Origin of the sequence: Pseudomonas sp. P135 (genome assembly GCF_020312125.1) — a bacterium.
Taxonomy (GTDB): domain Bacteria; phylum Pseudomonadota; class Gammaproteobacteria; order Pseudomonadales; family Pseudomonadaceae; genus Aquipseudomonas; species Aquipseudomonas fragariae.
The window spans coordinates 15490-32478 of the sequence record NZ_JAGPYR010000026.1 but is presented as its reverse complement, the minus strand read 5'-3'; the positions used below and the strand labels follow the sequence as shown (position 1 = coordinate 32478).

General features: G+C 60.7%; 14 protein-coding genes. 12 read left to right on the top strand and 2 right to left on the bottom strand.

Features of this window, described 5'->3' with window-relative positions:
- The first annotated feature begins 136 nt into the window (after positions 1-136).
- Positions 137-466, top strand: coding sequence for a Rieske (2Fe-2S) protein (locus tag KBY08_RS24675; RefSeq protein ID WP_164990148.1), 330 nt, complete (start codon positions 137-139; stop codon positions 464-466).
- A 30-nt stretch (positions 467-496) separates the two neighbouring features.
- On the opposite strand, the gene sfsA is transcribed toward KBY08_RS24675, so the two are convergent.
- On the bottom strand, positions 497-1210 hold the full coding sequence (sfsA, locus tag KBY08_RS24670) for a DNA/RNA nuclease SfsA (protein WP_003406665.1): 714 nt from the start codon (positions 1208-1210) through the stop codon (positions 497-499).
- The gene (locus KBY08_RS24665; protein ID WP_111522765.1) at positions 1210-2382 is read right to left on the bottom strand and encodes a pyridoxal phosphate-dependent aminotransferase; all 1173 of its coding nucleotides are present in this window, start codon (positions 2380-2382) and stop codon (positions 1210-1212) included. Before KBY08_RS24665 ends, sfsA begins: the two co-directional genes overlap by 1 nt.
- Before the next feature lie 348 nt (positions 2383-2730).
- Here KBY08_RS24665 and dksA point away from each other — a divergent pair, with 348 nt between their 5' ends.
- The 11 genes from dksA (at position 2731) to KBY08_RS24610 (ending at position 16905) form a co-directional block, all read left to right on the top strand.
- On the top strand, positions 2731-3171 hold the full coding sequence (dksA, locus tag KBY08_RS24660) for an RNA polymerase-binding protein DksA (RefSeq protein WP_003406657.1): 441 nt from the start codon (positions 2731-2733) through the stop codon (positions 3169-3171).
- Between the two features lie 531 nt (positions 3172-3702).
- A complete protein-coding gene (gluQRS, locus tag KBY08_RS24655; protein ID WP_024660965.1) occupies positions 3703-4590 on the top strand; it encodes a tRNA glutamyl-Q(34) synthetase GluQRS in 888 nt (295 codons plus the stop codon).
- A 98-nt stretch (positions 4591-4688) separates the two neighbouring features.
- Positions 4689-4865, top strand: a complete 177-nt coding sequence (locus KBY08_RS24650) for a hypothetical protein (protein WP_002552060.1) — start codon at positions 4689-4691, stop codon at positions 4863-4865.
- Complete coding sequence (locus KBY08_RS24645) at positions 4849-7803, top strand: sensor histidine kinase (protein WP_024641215.1); 2955 nt, start codon at positions 4849-4851, stop codon at positions 7801-7803. The genes KBY08_RS24650 and KBY08_RS24645 overlap by 17 nt, the downstream gene beginning before the upstream one ends.
- Before the next feature lie 22 nt (positions 7804-7825).
- Positions 7826-9259, top strand: coding sequence for a sigma-54-dependent transcriptional regulator (locus KBY08_RS24640; protein ID WP_024639810.1), 1434 nt, complete (start codon positions 7826-7828; stop codon positions 9257-9259).
- 698 nt (positions 9260-9957) lie between these two features.
- On the top strand, positions 9958-11361 hold the full coding sequence (locus KBY08_RS24635) for a polynucleotide adenylyltransferase PcnB (protein ID WP_024641214.1): 1404 nt from the start codon (positions 9958-9960) through the stop codon (positions 11359-11361).
- Positions 11354-11860 (top strand): 2-amino-4-hydroxy-6-hydroxymethyldihydropteridine diphosphokinase, encoded by a 507-nt coding sequence (gene folK, locus KBY08_RS24630; protein ID WP_024639808.1) that lies wholly within the window; start codon positions 11354-11356, stop codon positions 11858-11860. The genes KBY08_RS24635 and folK overlap by 8 nt, the downstream gene beginning before the upstream one ends.
- Positions 11861-12088: 228 nt before the next feature.
- Complete coding sequence (gene panB, locus KBY08_RS24625) at positions 12089-12889, top strand: 3-methyl-2-oxobutanoate hydroxymethyltransferase (protein ID WP_024660963.1); 801 nt, start codon at positions 12089-12091, stop codon at positions 12887-12889.
- The gene (gene panC, locus KBY08_RS24620; protein WP_060406416.1) at positions 12886-13737 is read left to right on the top strand and encodes a pantoate--beta-alanine ligase; all 852 of its coding nucleotides are present in this window, start codon (positions 12886-12888) and stop codon (positions 13735-13737) included. Before panB ends, panC begins: the two co-directional genes overlap by 4 nt.
- 253 nt (positions 13738-13990) lie before the next feature.
- Positions 13991-15655, top strand: a complete 1665-nt coding sequence (gene pgi, locus KBY08_RS24615) for a glucose-6-phosphate isomerase (RefSeq protein WP_103378524.1) — start codon at positions 13991-13993, stop codon at positions 15653-15655.
- Positions 15656-16038: 383 nt separating this feature from the next.
- On the top strand, positions 16039-16905 hold the full coding sequence (locus tag KBY08_RS24610; RefSeq protein ID WP_032654549.1) for an oxygenase MpaB family protein: 867 nt from the start codon (positions 16039-16041) through the stop codon (positions 16903-16905).
- The last annotated feature ends 84 nt before the right edge of the window (positions 16906-16989 follow it).

Here is a 16989-nt window from a genome sequence, read left to right as displayed (position 1 = left end):
AAGACAGGAAAGAACCGACGCATCCTGTGATGACTTCAACGTAACGCAGCGCATCAATCCGAAGAAAATGACAGACTTGTCCGATCAGGCATCGACCCGAAAACTGGCACCCGAAGAATGGGCCTATGGAGGCTTCTTGATATTCCTTTGCACTTCAAGTCACCTGCCCGAAGCTCATAGCAAAGGCTTTGCGCTGGGCGAACATGCGCTGTTTGCCGTGCGTCGTCAGGGCGCGGTGTTTGTCTACAAGAACCGCTGCCCGCATCGCGGCATTCCGCTGGAATGGCAACCCGATCAATTTCTGGACAGCAGTGCAAGCCTGATCCAGTGCGCGACGCATGGGGCGTTGTTTCTGATCGAGAACGGCGAATGCGTTGCCGGGCCTTGCGAAGGTCAATCCTTGACCGTCATCAAAAGCCGTGAAGACGCCGAGGGCATCTGGGTGTCGCTGCATCTGGAGGCCTGACGAAGTCTGAGCCGCCTGTAGCCAGACGCCTCAATCCAGCCCGTGCACCTGCAGGCGCCGGTCGATAAAAATCTCTTCCGACGTCAGTTGCGCACCGTAGGCGAGAATTTGCACACCGGCATCGATGGCTTCACGCAACGCCGCCGCGTAGGCAGGATCAATCTCCTGCGCCGGCCGCACAGCGTCGATACCGGTGAGATTGACGCAATACAACAGCACGGCGCGCACGCCTTCGCGCGCCAGCGTCGCCAGTTCGCGCAGGTGCCGCGCGCCGCGCTGGGTCACCGCATCGGGGAATGCCGCCACGCTGGAACCATCGAATCCCAGAGTGACACTTTTAACTTCCAGATACAGATAGCCATCCGGGTACTCCAGACGAAAGTCCACACGACTTTTTTCCTGTCCGTAAGCCACCTCGCGCTTGAGCGCCGTGAACCCCGTCAGTTCGCTGATGACCCCGGCGCGCAACGCCTCTTCAACCAGCGTATTGGCCCGTCCGGTATTGATACAGGCCAGGCGACCCTGCGGGGTTTCGCTGATTTCCCAAGTGCCCGGCAGTTTGCGCTTGGGGTCATTCGAGCGACTGAACCACACGCGCCCGCCGGGCATCATGCAGTTGAGCATCGAACCGGTGTTAGGGCAGTGAATGGTCAGCAATTCACCGCTATCGGTTTCGATATCAGCGAGAAAGCGCTTGTAACGCACCAGCAGACGACCCTGTTCAAGCTGCGGAGAAAAACGCATCAGACACCCCAGCTACGCAGACCACGAGCGATTCGCTCGACCGCCTGCTCAAGGCGCGGCAGGCTCTGCGTGTAGGCAAAGCGCACATGGTGCCCGGCCTGAAAACGGCCGAAATCGAGGCCTGGTGTAAAGGCGACGTGCTCGGTTTCCAGAAAGTGCCGGCAAAAGGCAAAGGCATCGCCGCCAAACGCGGAGATGTCGGCATACAAATAAAAGGCCCCTTCCGGCTCGACGGCAATACCGAAACCCAGTTCGCGCAGCGCTGGCAGCAGAAAGTCCCGGCGGCGGCCGAACTCGGCGCGCCTCTGCTCGAGTATGGCCAGTGTCTGCGGCTCAAAGCAGGCAAGCGCGGCATGTTGCGCCATGCTTGGCGCGCTGATGTAGAGGTTCTGGGCCAGCTTTTCCAGATCGGCCACGGCATCCTGTGGCGCGACCAGCCAGCCCAGACGCCACCCGGTCATGCCGAAATACTTTGAAAAACTATTGAGAACGAAAGCGTCGTTATCCACTTCCAGCACACTGCTGGCGTCCACACCGTAGGTCAGGCCGTGATAGATCTCGTCCACCACCAAGTGGCCATTGCGGGCTTTCAGTGCCTGAGACAAGGCTGCCAGTTCGTCGCGGCTCAACAGGGTGCCGGTCGGATTGGCCGGTGACGCCACCAGAGCGCCGACACTGTTGTGATTCCAGTGCGTGGCCACCATCTCAGGGGTCAGTTGATAACGCTGTTGCGGACCGACGGGCACCAGTTGCGCCTCGCCTTCTATCAGGCGCAAAAAGTGACGATTGCACGGGTAGCCAGGGTCGGCCAGCAACCAGTGCCTGCCCGGATCGACCAGCAGACTGCTGGTCAGCAACAAGGCGCCTGAACCGCCCGGCGTGACCAGAATCCGCTGAGGATCAATGTCGACGCCGTAACGCTGAGCGTAAAACCCGGAAATGGCCTCACGCAGTTGCGGCAGACCGCGCGCGGCGGTGTAACGCGTCTTGCCGTCCGCCAGTGCCGCCTGGCCAGCCTTTATGATGGGCTCTGCAGTGGTGAAATCGGGCTCGCCGATTTCAAGGTGAATCACATCATGACCCGCCGCCTGCAATTCATTGGCACGCGCCAGCAACGCCATGACATGAAAAGGTTCTATGGCGCGACTGCGCGCACTGTAAGGCTGGCTCATGGATATTCCTTTAAAGGGCGGATGTTAAAACATGATTGTCATCACGGCGCGCCATGATTCTACCCAACCACCCGCCCGACGGTGCATTTGCGGACTGAAAAGCGCGGTCTCCAAACGCTGAATAAAAGAAAGCTACGACGGTGCGCAGCGACTAGAGTTCATTTAGATGCAGGGCAGATGCGAAATGGCCATCTCCATAAGAAGACGGCGTCGTCATGCTCGACAACCGGGAGTAGCGCACTCCGATTTGATCTGGTAAGTTCGCCCGCTTGCAGCTGCAGGGCCGACGGGTGTCGGTGATGGAACAATCCTGCGCAATAGATTAGAAGAGTGAGAGGCGGTCCAGACATGCCCACCCCAGAAAAGCAACAGAACCATCTAATCAGCGGCTTTGAGCCCTACGTGCCAACGAAGGGTGAAGAGTACATGGGCGAGCCGATGCGCGCGCACTTCACCAAGATCCTGAACAAGTGGAAGCAGGACTTGATGCAAGAGGTCGACCGAACGGTAGACCATATGAAGGACGAAGCTGCCAACTTCCCCGACCCGGCAGACCGTGCCAGTCAGGAAGAAGAGTTCAGCCTTGAACTTCGTGCCCGCGATCGCGAACGCAAGTTGATCAAGAAGATCGACAAGACGCTGCAACTGATCAAGGACGAAGAATATGGCTGGTGCGAATCCTGCGGCGTAGAGATCGGCATCCGCCGTCTTGAGGCTCGCCCGACTGCAGACCAGTGCGTCGACTGCAAGACCCTCGCAGAAATCAAGGAAAAACAGGTCGGTAAATGACCTGGGGCCGCCTTTGACTGAAAAGACGCTTCGGCGTCTTTTTTTGTGCCTGTTGAAGCACTATGACAGCGAATCTTGCTCCCACTCCTTGCTCATCGCTGTCCACAGCCCAACTGACTCCCATGCGCTCTTTGATCGCGATGGCACTGACGACGCAGAGTGCGACGTTAGTGACGGCTGAGTCCTGCCACTGATCCGGGGGTAGCCTGGCAGGACGCCAGGCTAGCCGCACCGCGCCATGGATGGCGCGTTGCGGCGACCCCCGGATCAGTGACAGGGCGAAGGAACCCGACGAAGTCGGGCCGGAAACCGGAGCGGGGACTTTGCTCACTTTGGTCCCTCAAAGTGAGTCGCCGAGGGGCGAAAAGGTGACTTGAGTCGAACCCCCAGCCACCTGAAATCGCAGAACCGCCGTGTGACGCAGAGCGTCACGAACTGCATGCCAACGCGGAGCATTGGCACAAGACTCTGCATAACCACCCACTGCGTTCCACTTGCCCGCCCAAGCCCGTCACCCGTAACATCCCGCCCATGAAAAAACCGGCCTATATCGGGCGCTTTGCGCCGACTCCCAGTGGTTACCTGCATTTTGGCTCGCTGGTCGCAGCCCTAGCCTCCTATCTCGATGCGCGCGCGGCAGACGGTCAGTGGCTGTTGCGCATGGAGGATCTCGACCCGCCGCGTGAAGTGGCCGGTGCGCAGGCGGGGATTCTCGAGACACTCGAGCGCTACGGTTTTGAATGGGACGGCCAGATGGTGCGGCAAAGCGAGCGCCATGACGCCTACGCCGAGATCCTCCAGCGCTGGTTCAATCATGGCCTGGCCTACGCCTGCACCTGCTCGCGCAAACAGCTCGAAGGCTTTCAGGGTATTTATCCGGGTTTCTGCCGCAATGCCGGACATTCGCCAGACAACGCGGCGATCCGCATTCGCGTACCGGAGCTGGAATATCGTTTCGACGACCGGGTTCAGGGCACCTTCAAAATGCACCTGGGCCGCGAAAGCGGTGACTTTGTGATCCGCAGGCGCGATGGGCTGTATGCCTATCAACTGGCCGTGGTCATTGACGACGCCTGGCAAGGCGTCACCGATATCGTCCGCGGCGCCGACCTGCTCGACTCGACCCCCCGCCAGCTGTACCTGCAGGAACTGCTGGGCCTGCCCCAACCGCGCTACCTGCATGTACCGTTGATCACCCAGCCGGATGGCCACAAGCTGGGCAAATCCTATCGCTCCCCACCGCTGCCGGCCGATCAGGCGACGCCGCTGCTGCTGCGGGCCTTGCGCGCATTGGGGCAACCGCTCGATACGCACATGGCCGACGGCACTGCACAGGAAGTGCTTGCCTGGGGCATCCGTCACTGGAACGCTGACCTGATACCCCGACTGCGCAATATTGAAGAAGCCCGGATAGACTGATCCAGAGCAGTCGCCACAAACTGCGACGCAAGGATACTTGCAGGTTGCCCGGCATCCGTTAACATGCCGCTCCTCATCTACCAGCGCAGGGAGACCAGATGTACATATACCGGTTGGTTTTGCTTCTGGTGGTCGGCATTTATCTGTTCTCTCCAGCCATCATGGACTGGTGGATCGATGCCACAGGTGCCTGGTATCGGCCCTACATGTTGTGGCTGATCCTGATTGTGGTGACGTTCATTCTGCAGAGCCAGCGAGATGCCGATGAGCTTTAGTCTGACGCAGATGCTGCTGGTCAGCGCCGCCTACCTGCTGGTGCTGTTCGGTGTAGCCTGGGTCAGCGAACACGGCCTGATTCCGCGCTGGATCATTCGTCATCCGCTGACTTACACCCTGTCACTGGGCGTCTACGCCAGCGCCTGGGCGTTTTATGGCACGGTCGGTCTGGCCTATCAGTATGGCTACGGCTTTCTGTCCAGTTATCTGGGGGTATCCGGGGCCTTCCTCCTCGCGCCGGTGCTGCTTTACCCGATCCTCAGAATTACCCGCACCTACCAGCTGTCATCACTGGCCGATCTGTTCGCGTTCCGTTTTCGCAGCACTTGGGCCGGTGCACTGACCACCGTATTTATGCTGATCGGCGTGCTGCCGCTGCTGGCCTTGCAGATTCAGGCGGTCGCCGACTCCATCGGCATTCTGACCCGCGAGCCCGTGCAGGACAGGGTCGCCGTGGCGTTCTGCGCACTGATCACCCTGTTCACGATTTTCTTCGGCTCACGGCACATCGCGACCCGCGAGAAACACGAGGGCCTGGTGTTCGCCATCGCCTTTGAATCGCTGATCAAGCTGATTGCCCTGGGCGGCGTCGGGCTGTATGCCTTGTATGGTGTGTTCGACGGCCCGCAACAACTGGAACTGTGGCTGCTGCAGAACCAGACCGCCCTCGCCTCGCTGCACACGCCTTTGCAGGAAGGCCCGTGGCGCACGCTGCTGCTGGTGTTCTTCGCCTCGGCCATCGTCATGCCGCACATGTATCACATGACCTTCACGGAAAACCTCAATCCGCGCTCGCTGGTCAGCGCCAGTTGGGGTCTGCCGCTGTTTCTGCTGTTGATCAGCCTGGCAGTGCCGTTGATCCTCTGGGCCGGGCTGAAACTTGGCGCCACCACCAGCCCGGAATACTTCACGCTCGGCATCGGTATCGCCGCCAACAGCAAGTCCCTGGCCCTGCTCGCTTACATCGGCGGGCTGTCGGCGGCCAGCGGGCTGATCATCGTCACCACGCTGGCGTTGTCCGGCATGGCACTCAATCACCTGGTGCTGCCGCTGTATCAGCCACCCGCCGAGGGCAATATCTACCGCTGGCTGAAGTGGACACGACGCGGACTGATCGTGGCGATCATCGCGCTGGGTTACGGCTTCTACCTGATGCTCGGCGCGCAGCAGGATCTGGCCAACCTGGGCATCGTCGCCTTCGTTGCAACCCTGCAATTTCTGCCGGGCGTGCTGTCGGTGCTGTACTGGCCGACCGCCAACCGACGCGGCTTCATCGCCGGGCTGCTGGCCGGCATTTCAGTCTGGGCGGTCAGCATGCTGTTGCCGCTGATCGGCAACCTGCAGGGCTTCTACATTCCCTGGCTGAACATGATCTATGTGCTGGACGACACCAGTTGGCACATGGCAGCCATCGCCTCGCTCGCCGCCAACGTGTTGCTGTTCACCCTGATCTCGCTGTTCACCAATGCCAGCCCTGAAGAAGCCGGGGCCGCCGAGGCCTGCGCAGTCGACAACGTGCGCCGCCCGCAACGCCGGGAACTGCACGCGGTGTCGCCGCAGGAGTTCGCCACCCAACTGGCCAAGCCGCTGGGCGCGAAAGCCGCGCAGAAGGAGGTCGAGCAAGCGCTGCGCGATCTCTACCTGCCCTTCGACGAGCGCCGCCCTTATGCCCTGCGTCGCCTGCGCGACCGCATCGAGGCCAACCTGTCCGGGCTGATGGGGCCGAGCGTTGCCCAGGACATGGTGGAAACCTTTCTGCCGTACAAATCGGGCAGCGAAAAATACGTCACCGAAGACATACATTTCATTGAAAGCCGGCTTGAGGACTACCATTCGCGCCTCACCGGCCTTGCCGCCGAACTCGATGCCCTGCGTCGCTACCACCGCCAGACCCTTCAAGAACTGCCGATGGGCGTCTGCTCGCTGGCCGAAGATCAGGAGATCCTGATGTGGAACAGGGCCATGGAAGAATTGACCGGCATCGTCGCGCAGCGTGTGGTCGGCTCGCGACTGGAAACCATTGCCGAGCCGTGGAAGGGCCTGCTGACCGGTTTTACCAGCCTGCCCGATGAGCATTTGCACAAGCAGAAGCTCGGTCTGGACGGCCAGACACGCTGGCTCAATCTGCACAAGGCAGCCATCAACGAGCCTCTGGCGCCGGGCAACAGCGGCTTGGTGGTGCTGGTCGAGGACCTGACCGACACGCAGATGCTCGAAGACAAACTGGTGCATTCGGAACGCCTGGCAAGTATCGGCCGCCTGGCCGCCGGTGTGGCGCACGAAATCGGCAATCCGATCACCGGCATTGCCTGCCTCGCCCAGAACCTGCGCGAAGAACGCGAAGAAGACGGCGAGCTCAAGGAAATCAGCAGCCAGATCCTCGAACAGACCAAACGCGTATCGCGCATCGTCCAGTCATTGATGAGCTTTGCTCACGCGGGCGCTCATCAGCATAGCGACGAAGCCGTTTGTCTGGCCGTGGTGGCTCAGGATGCTATTGGTCTGCTGGCACTGAACCGGCGCAATTTCGAAGTACACTTCTACAACCTGTGTAACCCCGAGCACTGGGCGGTTGGCGATCCGCAACGGCTGGCGCAGGTGTTGATCAACCTGCTCTCCAACGCCCGCGACGCCTCCCCGGCAGGCAGCGCAGTCAGGGTCAGAAGCGAAGTATCCGAGCACACTGTGGACTTGATCGTCGAAGACGAAGGCAGTGGGATTTCAAAGGCAATCATGGACCGATTGTTCGAGCCGTTCTTCACCACCAAGGATCCTGGCGAGGGAACCGGACTTGGCCTGGCGCTGGTCTATTCCATCGTTGAAGAGCATTATGGACAAATCACCATCGACAGCCCGGCCGATCCCGAGCAGCAGCGTGGAACCCGAATCAGGGTGACCTTGCCACGCCATGTCGACGCGACGTCCACCGCGAACTGAGACCGTCGAGAGAACTGAATCAATGCCGCATATTTTGATCGTCGAAGACGAAACGATTATCCGCTCAGCCCTGCGTCGCCTGCTTGAACGCAACCAGTATGAAGTCAGTGAAGCCGGCTCCGTTCAAGAGGCTCAGGAACGCTTCAGCATCCCGTCGTTCGATCTGATCGTCAGCGACCTGCGCTTGCCCGGCGCACCCGGCACCGAGCTGATCAAGCTCGGCGAGGGCAAACCGGTGCTGATCATGACCAGTTACGCGAGCCTGCGCTCGGCAGTCGATTCGATGAAGATGGGCGCGGTGGACTACATCGCCAAACCCTTCGATCACGATGAAATGCTCCAGGCCGTCTCGCGGATCCTGCGTGATCGGCAGACGGTCAAGCACCTTCAGGACGAACGCGGCGCCACCGCCCGGACCAGCAGCGCTGAAAAAGGCCCGGCACAGAACCACAATGGCGAGATCGGCATCATCGGCTCATGCCCGCCCATGCTGGATCTTTACAGCAAGATCCGCAAAGTCGCCCCGACTGATTCCAACGTCCTGATTCAAGGGGAATCGGGCACCGGTAAGGAACTGGTCGCCCGCGCCCTGCACAACCTCTCACGCCGCGCCAAGGCGCCGATGATCTCCGTCAACTGTGCGGCCATTCCCGAATCGCTGATCGAGTCCGAACTGTTCGGTCATGAAAAAGGCGCGTTCACCGGGGCCAGCGCAGGCCGCGCAGGTCTGGTCGAGGCTGCTGACGGTGGCACGCTGTTTCTCGATGAAATCGGCGAGCTGCCGCTGGAAGCCCAGGCTCGCCTGCTGCGCGTATTGCAGGAAGGCGAGATTCGCCGGGTCGGTTCGGTGCAATCGCAAAAGGTCGACGTACGCCTGATTGCCGCGACCCACCGAGACCTGAAAACGCTGGCCAAAAATGGCGAGTTTCGTGAAGACCTGTTCTATCGTCTGCACGTCATCGCCCTGAAGCTCCCGGCGCTGCGCGAACGTGGCAACGACATCCTGGAAATCGCCCATGCGTTCCTGGTTCGCCAGAGCGGCAAGGTCGGACGCGACGACCTCAAATTTGCACACGACGCCGAACAAGCGATCCGCCATTACAGCTGGCCGGGTAACGTACGCGAGCTGGAAAACGCTGTGGAACGCTCGGTGATTCTGTGCGAGAACCCGGAAATCACCGCTGACCTGCTGGGCATCGACATCGAGCTCGACGGTCTGGATGACGACGAGTACATGGGCATGGCGCCGTTACCGGGCTCTTCCGGCTCGTCGGGCAACGAGCCCGCCGAAGACCTGTCACTCGAAGACTATTTTCAGCACTTCGTTCTGGAGCATCAGGATCACATGACTGAAACCGAGCTGGCGCGCAAGCTGGGCGTCAGTCGCAAATGTCTGTGGGAACGCCGTCAGCGTCTGGGCATCCCGCGGCGCAAGGGCGTCGCCAGCGAGACATAAAACCGGCCCAGGGCTCTGGCACGCGGTGCGCAGGGCGGGGACAAACTGTTACCTCAAGCGTTTCACGTAACAAAAGCCGGGTCTTACGGTAACGCAGGCCCGGCTTTTTTGTGTGCGCAAAAACGCCCTGCTGCCCGAAAAGCCCCGGTTTACGGGGCCTGGCAAAAGTTGGCACAGCTTCTGCTATATGTTTAGTACAAGAAGAACAACAAGCAGTACGACACCCACAATAAAAACAATACGAATCGACTCACGCATAACAAGAACAACACGGCGGAGGCGCAGCTAACTGATTCTTTTGGAGAGGAGTTGTATTTGGGGCTTGCCCCGCAACCAGGCCGAGAACAACAAAAACTACCCTTAGGTAGCGCCTGAACTGGTTGGATCGAATGATCATTGCAACGCAGCGACCAAAGCAATCCGTTTGCTCTTGACTCCCGACTGGGAGGTTTCACAGACGCAGGTCTCGTGAATGGGCACTCAACAAAAACAAGAAGCCCAGGCAGAAAACAATAATAAAGAGCACACACTTTGGGGGAGCTTCGGCTCCCCCAGTAGCTTCCCCGCCTTGATCCGCGCCATCGTTTACCCTTCCGCGACAGCTTCCTACACCATCCCTCGACTAAATGCTAGAATCCCCGCCCATCATGCGGTCATTCCACGTTTTTGGCCGAATATTCCTTCAAACAGTGCATCCCATGCTGAAGAAGTTGTTCCAGTCATTTCGTTCCCCACTGCGCAAACCGCAGCAACATACGCGCACCACGCCTGAAGTGCTCAACAGCAGCCAACATTCGCTGCAACGCAGTCAGTTCAGCCGCTATGCCGTGAATATCGTCGAGCGCCTGCAGAACGCCGGCTACCAGGCCTATCTGGTCGGTGGCTGCGTACGCGACATGATGCTCAACATCACGCCCAAGGATTTCGACGTCGCCACCAGCGCCACGCCCGAACAGGTGCGTGCCGAATTCCGCAACGCGCGGATCATCGGCCGCCGGTTCAAGCTGGTGCACATCCACTTCGGTCGCGAGATCATCGAAGTGGCGACGTTCCGCGCCAATCATCCCCAGGATGACGAAGAAGAGGACAGCAACCAGTCCTCGCGCAACGAAAGCGGACGCATCCTGCGTGACAACGTATACGGCACGCTTGAAGAAGACGCCCAGCGTCGCGACTTCACGATCAACGCGCTTTACTACGACCCGGTCAGCGAACGCGTCCTGGATTACGCCAATGGCGTGCACGACATCCGCAATCGCCTGATCCGCCTGATCGGCGATCCGGAGCAGCGTTATAAGGAAGACCCGGTGCGCATGCTGCGTGCCGTGCGTTTCGCTGCCAAGCTGGACTTCGGTATCGAGAAGCACAGCGCTCAGCCGATCCGTGCACTGGCGCCGATGCTGCGTGACATTCCGTCGGCACGCCTGTTCGAGGAAGTGCTCAAACTGTTCCTCTCCGGGCATGCCGCCCCCACCTTTGAAATGCTGGTGGACCTGGAACTGTTCGAACCGTTGTTCCCGGCCAGCTCCAAGGCCCTGGAATACAACCCGACCTACACCCATACGCTGATCAGCAATGCGCTGATCAATACCGACCTGCGCATCAAGCAGAACAAGCCGGTCACGCCGGCGTTCCTGTTCGCTGCCCTGCTCTGGCCTGCGCTGCCGGCCAAGGTGCTGCGTGCCCAGGAACGTGGCATGCCGCCGATCGCAGCCATGCAGGAAGCCGCTCACGAACTGATCATCGAACAGTGCCAGCGCATCGCTATCCCCAAGCGCTTCACGCTGCCGATCCGCGAGATCTGGGACATGCAGGAGCGCCTGCCGCGCCGTTCGGGCAAGCGTGCCGACCTGCTGCTCGACAACTCGCGGTTCCGCGCCGGCTACGATTTCCTGCTGTTGCGTGAAACAGCGGGCGAGCAGACCGATGGTCTGGGCCAGTGGTGGACCGATTATCAGGACTGCAACGACAGCGAACGCCGCGACATGATTCGCGACCTGAGCAACAAGCCCGAGGCGGCCGGCACAGCCCCGCGCAAGCGGCGTCGTAACAGCGGCGCCAAACGCAAGCGCAGCACGGGCGAGGCGCAAAGCGGTGAATGAACCGCTGTTGGCCACTGAACGCGTGTACATCGGTCTGGGCAGCAATCTGGCTGACCCTGCCGAGCAATTGCGCAGCGCCCTCAAGGCCATTGCGCAGCTACCCGATTGTCAGTTGAGCGGCGTGTCGTCCTTCTATATCAGCGACTCGCTGCTGCCCGGCCAACCGCGCTTCACCAACGCCGTCGCGGCTGTCGACACCGCTCTGGCGCCCCTGACGCTGCTTGATGCGCTACAGGCCATCGAACTGGACCAGGGCCGTGAACGCCACGAACGCTGGGGGCCACGCACGCTGGACCTCGATATTCTGCTGTTCGGCGACCATCTTATCGATGAGCCACGCCTCAAGGTGCCGCATTACCACATGCAGGCCAGGGCATTCGTGCTGTACCCGCTGGCAGAGCTGGCTCCGGGGCTGACACTGGCCGACGGGCGCCCACTGAATCGTCTGCTCGATGAATGCCCGTTCACAGGTCTTGAGCGTCTGCCCGCCGAGGCATGAAGCCTGTCTGTCACCGCGCCGGTGTAACCGCTCCGACGCACAGGTAACACCTTCAATTGACTTCACGCCCCCTCCTCACGAAGATAGGCCTCCCGCCGCCACACCACAGGCGAACGGGCGCGAAACAGGCCTTTGCAAAACACCGCGACACGACGGTGTGCCTGCTTTTCCAGGATGACTCTCACGCGCTGAGCACCCGTCTTCACAGCGCCTGATGGAGGACTTTACATGCCGAACATAACCGTTACGTCGCTGCTGGCCATGAAGCAGAAGGGTGAGAAAATCACCATGCTGACCTGCTACGACGCAACTTTCGCCCACACGGCCTCCCAGGCGGGTGTCGAAGTGCTGCTGATAGGCGACTCGCTGGGCATGGTCCTGCAGGGTCACGACAGCACCCTGCCTGTTACCACCGCTGAAACGGCGTACCACGTTGCCTGTGTGAAACGCGGCAACCAGGGCGCGATGATTCTTGCCGACCTGCCGTTCATGGCCAACGCAACGCTGGAGCAGACCCTGATCAACAGCGCGACGCTGATGCAGGCGGGCGCACACATGATCAAGGTCGAAGGCGCTGCCTGGCTGGCCGAGTCGATCCGTTTGCTGGCCGAGCGCGGCATTCCGGTGTGCGCGCACATGGGCCTGACCCCACAGGCAGTCAACGTGCTGGGCGGCTACAAGGTTCAGGGCCGGCTGGAGGCGCAGGCGCGGCAGATGCGCGCCGATGCCATCGCACTGGAACAGGCAGGCGCAGCGATGATCCTGCTGGAGTGCGTGCCCAGCGAACTGGCCGAGGAAATCACCCAGGCGGTGAAGATCCCGGTCATCGGCATTGGTGCCGGCAGCGCCACCGACGGCCAGGTCCTGGTGCTGCACGACATGCTCGGCCTGTCCATCACCGGGCGCGTGCCCAAGTTCGTGAAAAATTTCATGACCGGTCAGGCCGATATCCAGTCGGCTATCCGGGCCTACGTGGCCGCCGTCAAAGACCTCAGCTTTCCGGCCACTGAACACGGATTCTCGGCATGAACACAGTAAAAACCGTACAGGACCTGCGCGCCGCCGTTGCGCGGGCACGCAGCGAAGGCAAGCGGATCGCGCTGACCCCGACGATGGGCAACCTGCACAGCGGCCACGCCGCGCTGGTCACCAAGGCGGCGCAGCGTGCCGATTTCGTGGTCGCCACTATTTTCGTCAATCCGCTGCAGTTCGGCCCCAACGAAGACCTCGCCACCTACCCTCGCACGCTGGCTGCCGATCAGGAAAAACTCCTGCAGGCCGGCTGCAATCTGCTGTTCACGCCCAGCGTGGAAGAAATGTACCCGCATGGCATGGCCGACCAGACACTGGTCAGCGTGCCGCACCTGTCGCAAGGCCTGTGTGGCGCCAGCCGTCCCGGCCATTTCGAAGGTGTCGCGACCGTGGTCAGCAAGCTGTTCAACATGGTGCAGCCTGACCTGGCGATCTTTGGTGAAAAAGACTTCCAGCAACTGGCCGTGATTCGGGCCATGGTGCGTGATCTGAACATGCCGATCCAGATCATCGGCGAACCGACAGTACGTGCCGACGATGGCCTGGCGCTGTCCTCGCGCAACGGGTATCTGAGCGACGCTCAGCGCGCCGCGGCACCCGCGCTGTATCAGGCGATCCGCCAGACCGCCGACGTGATCAGTGCCGGCGAACAGGATTTCGACGCATTGCTGGCGAGCAAGAAGCAGCAACTGGAGGCTGCCGGTTTTCGCATCGACTATCTGGAGATACGCGATGCCACCAGCCTGCGTCCGGCGACTGCCGACAATCGCGAAGTGGTCATCCTCGCAGCGGCATTCCTGGGCAAAACCCGCTTGATCGACAACCTGCACCTGACCAGAAGCTGACAGGATGTGCGCCGGCAATGAACTAAGGCACACCGGCAATGCCATACCGGTACAGGTTGCCTGAACCACAACCGACCGTATTCGTGACAAAGCCCCGGTTGCCTGTGTGTGAAAAAGTACCGGGGTCATGTAAGGCGAGGCGCAGACAAACAGGTACGCGAAGGGTAGTCTGCGATGTGTAGCCCGTGAGAAAGCTTGCGACCTCGCTCCAAGAATATCCAAAGACAGAACCAGTTAAAGGAAACCCGCAGCGATGGCGTACTACCGCACTCCTTCCGATGTGACCGCTCTGCCCGCCTGGCAAGCGTTGAACAAACACCGCCAGGCCATGCAGAACTTCAGCATGCGCGAAGCGTTCAACACCGACCCGCAGCGCTTCAGCCAATTCACCCTAAGCAGCGCTGGCCTGTTTCTCGATTATTCCAAAAACCTGATCACCACCGAGACCCGCGACCTGTTGGTCAGCCTGGCGGGTGAAGTGGGCCTCAAGGAGGCGATCAAGGCTCAGTATGATGGCGAGCTGGTCAACTCATCCGAAGGCCGCCCTGCCCTGCACACCGCTCTGCGCCGCCCGGTCGGCGACAAGTTGAAAGTCAACGGCGTCGATGTGATGCCGGACGTACACCGCGTCCTCAATCAGATGACCGAACTGGTCGGCCGCATCCATGACGGCCTGTGGCGCGGTTATACCGAAAAACCGATCACCGACGTGGTGAACATCGGCATCGGCGGCTCGTTCCTCGGCCCGGAGCTGGTCTCCGAAGCGCTGGTGGCCTACGCGCACAAAGGTGTCCGCTGCCATTACCTGGCAAACATCGACGGCAGCGAGTTCCATGAGCTGTCGATGAAGATTCGTGCCGAGACCACGCTGTTCATCGTCTCGTCGAAATCCTTCAATACGCTGGAAACCCTGAAAAATGCGCAGGCTGCACGCGCCTGGTACCTGGCGCAGGGCGGCTCGGAAGTCGAACTGCATCGCCACTTCATCGCGGTGTCCAGCAACAACGCGGCGGCCGTGGCCTTCGGCATCCGTGAAGAAAACATTTTCCCGATGTGGGACTGGGTCGGCGGTCGCTATTCGCTGTGGTCGGCCATCGGTCTGCCTATCGCGCTGGCCATCGGCATGTCCAACTTCAAGGAACTGCTGTCCGGTGCCTACACCATGGACCAGCATTTCCAGAGCGCGCCTTTCGAGCAGAACATGCCGGTGTTGCTGGGCTTGCTGGGCGTCTGGTACGGCAATTTCTGGGGCGCACAAAGCCACGCGATCCTGCCGTACGATCACTACCTGCGCAACATCACCAAGCACTTGCAACAACTGGACATGGAATCCAACGGCAAGAGCGTCCGTCAGGACGGTACGCCGACCTCGACCGACACCGGGCCGGTGATCTGGGGCGGCGTGGGTGCCAACGGTCAGCACGCTTACCACCAGTTGCTGCACCAGGGCACGCAGATGATTCCGGCCGACTTCATTGTGCCGATCGTCAGCTTCAACCCGGTTGCCGACCATCACCAGTGGCTGTACGCCAACTGCCTGTCGCAGAGCCAGGCACTGATGATGGGCAAGACCCGCGCAGAAGCCGAAGCAGAACTGCGCGAGAAGGGTATGGACGAGCAAGAGGTGCAGAAGCTGGCACCGCACAAGGTCATCCCCGGCAACCGTCCGAGCAACACGCTGGTGGTCGAGCGCATCAGCCCGCGTCGTCTTGGCGCGCTGGTGGCCATGTATGAACACAAGGTGTTCGTGCAGAGCGTGATCTGGGGCACCAACGCCTTTGACCAATGGGGTGTGGAGCTGGGCAAGGAAATGGGCAAGGCGGTGTACCAGCGTCTGACCGGCGGCACCGAAGAGCCGGCTGACGATGCATCGACCCAAGGCCTGATCAACTACTTCCGCGGCCGTCACCGCGGCTGATTGTTTCCCTCTCGTTCCCACGCTCTGCGCTCAGCGTTACGCAGAAGTCTTGATGAGTAGGGGAAACGGGGCTTTTGTAGGAGCGACCGGGGCGGCGATCCGCCTTGTTCGCGAAGGCGTTATGTCAGACGCAGAAACTTCTGCGGCTGCACAGGGCCCTTTCGCGAACAAGTTCGCTCCCACGCCCTGCGGGCAGAAGCCCTGTACATCATCAGCGGATGTACGCTCTCCTTGTAGGAGCGAACTTGTTCGCGAAAGCTTTATTTCGAGTGATACATCTTTAGCGGATGTACCGGCCCTTTCGCAAGCAAGCGAAGGGTCGCACGGTCCGTTACCACAAAAGTCTCTTTGCCGTACTTCCCTCCCAGATGCCCGAGCACGACATGGAATTCATCCGCACCCGCATCGAAACCCAGGTCATCAGCCTTACCGGCCTGGCCCTGGGTCAACTGGATCTGGAGACCCCCAAGGGCGACCCGGGCCTGTTTGGCCCTCAGGCGGTGTGCTGGAAGGTGCATGGCGATTTCACCAGCATGCTGGTCGGCGGCATCAGCGCATTGATGCTGCAGGCGTTGCACCCGCTGGCACTGGCGGGCATCTGGGACCACTCCAACTTTCGTCAGGACATGCTCGGCCGCCTGCGGCGCACCGGGCAGTTTCTGTCCGGCACCACCTACGGCTCCACGCGAGATGCCAACTGGCTGATCGACAAGGTCCGCAACATTCACCTGAACATCGTCGGCACCGCGCCCGATGGCCGGCCGTATGCCGCCAGCGACCCGGAGTTGCTGACCTGGGTGCATGTAGCCGAAGTCAGCAGCTTTCTCGCAGCGCATGTGCGCTATCTCAACCCGGACATGTCGCTCGCCGATCAGGACGCGTACTACGCGGAAACGGCGCTGGTCGCCGAGCGACTCGGCGCGCGCAACGTTCCGCGCTCCCGTCAGGCCATTGCTGACTATCTGGCCGACATACGCGGCCAACTGGTCTGTGACGCGCGCAGCCGCGAAGTGCTGCGCCTGCTGCTCGATGCGCCCGCACCCAACTGGCTGGCCAAGCCTTTTGGCGTGTTGATGATGCGCGCCGGTATCGAGCTGCTGCCGGACTGGGCCAGCGACATGCTCGACGTCACGCAAAGCCCCTTCAAGCGCCGGATGATCCGCCTGGGCGTCAACAATACTGCGCCCATTCTGCGCTGGGCCGTGCGCGACGGATCGGCGCAACGTGCCAGACGCCGCATGGGCGTTTGAACGTGACATGAAGGTTTTCGGCAAACCGTGACCGGGCGGTTCACGGTTGGAACCTGCCTGCCTATCTGTGCCACCATGAGCACT

Excerpts from the sequence above, each read along its gene's own strand:
- sfsA (WP_003406665.1), bottom strand. The coding sequence starts at position 1,210 with ATGCGTTTTTCTCCGCAGCTTGAACAGGGTCGTCTGCTGGTGCGTTAC.
- KBY08_RS24665 (WP_111522765.1), bottom strand. The coding sequence starts at position 2,382 with ATGAGCCAGCCTTACAGTGCGCGCAGTCGCGCCATAGAACCTTTTCAT.
- dksA (WP_003406657.1), top strand. The coding sequence starts at position 2,731 with ATGCCCACCCCAGAAAAGCAACAGAACCATCTAATCAGCGGCTTTGAG.
- gluQRS (WP_024660965.1), top strand. The coding sequence starts at position 3,703 with ATGAAAAAACCGGCCTATATCGGGCGCTTTGCGCCGACTCCCAGTGGT.
- KBY08_RS24650 (WP_002552060.1), top strand. The coding sequence starts at position 4,689 with ATGTACATATACCGGTTGGTTTTGCTTCTGGTGGTCGGCATTTATCTG.
- KBY08_RS24645 (WP_024641215.1), top strand. The coding sequence starts at position 4,849 with ATGCCGATGAGCTTTAGTCTGACGCAGATGCTGCTGGTCAGCGCCGCC.
- KBY08_RS24640 (WP_024639810.1), top strand. The coding sequence starts at position 7,826 with ATGCCGCATATTTTGATCGTCGAAGACGAAACGATTATCCGCTCAGCC.
- KBY08_RS24635 (WP_024641214.1), top strand. The coding sequence starts at position 9,958 with ATGCTGAAGAAGTTGTTCCAGTCATTTCGTTCCCCACTGCGCAAACCG.
- panB (WP_024660963.1), top strand. The coding sequence starts at position 12,089 with ATGCCGAACATAACCGTTACGTCGCTGCTGGCCATGAAGCAGAAGGGT.
- panC (WP_060406416.1), top strand. The coding sequence starts at position 12,886 with ATGAACACAGTAAAAACCGTACAGGACCTGCGCGCCGCCGTTGCGCGG.
- pgi (WP_103378524.1), top strand. The coding sequence starts at position 13,991 with ATGGCGTACTACCGCACTCCTTCCGATGTGACCGCTCTGCCCGCCTGG.
- KBY08_RS24610 (WP_032654549.1), top strand. The coding sequence starts at position 16,039 with ATGGAATTCATCCGCACCCGCATCGAAACCCAGGTCATCAGCCTTACC.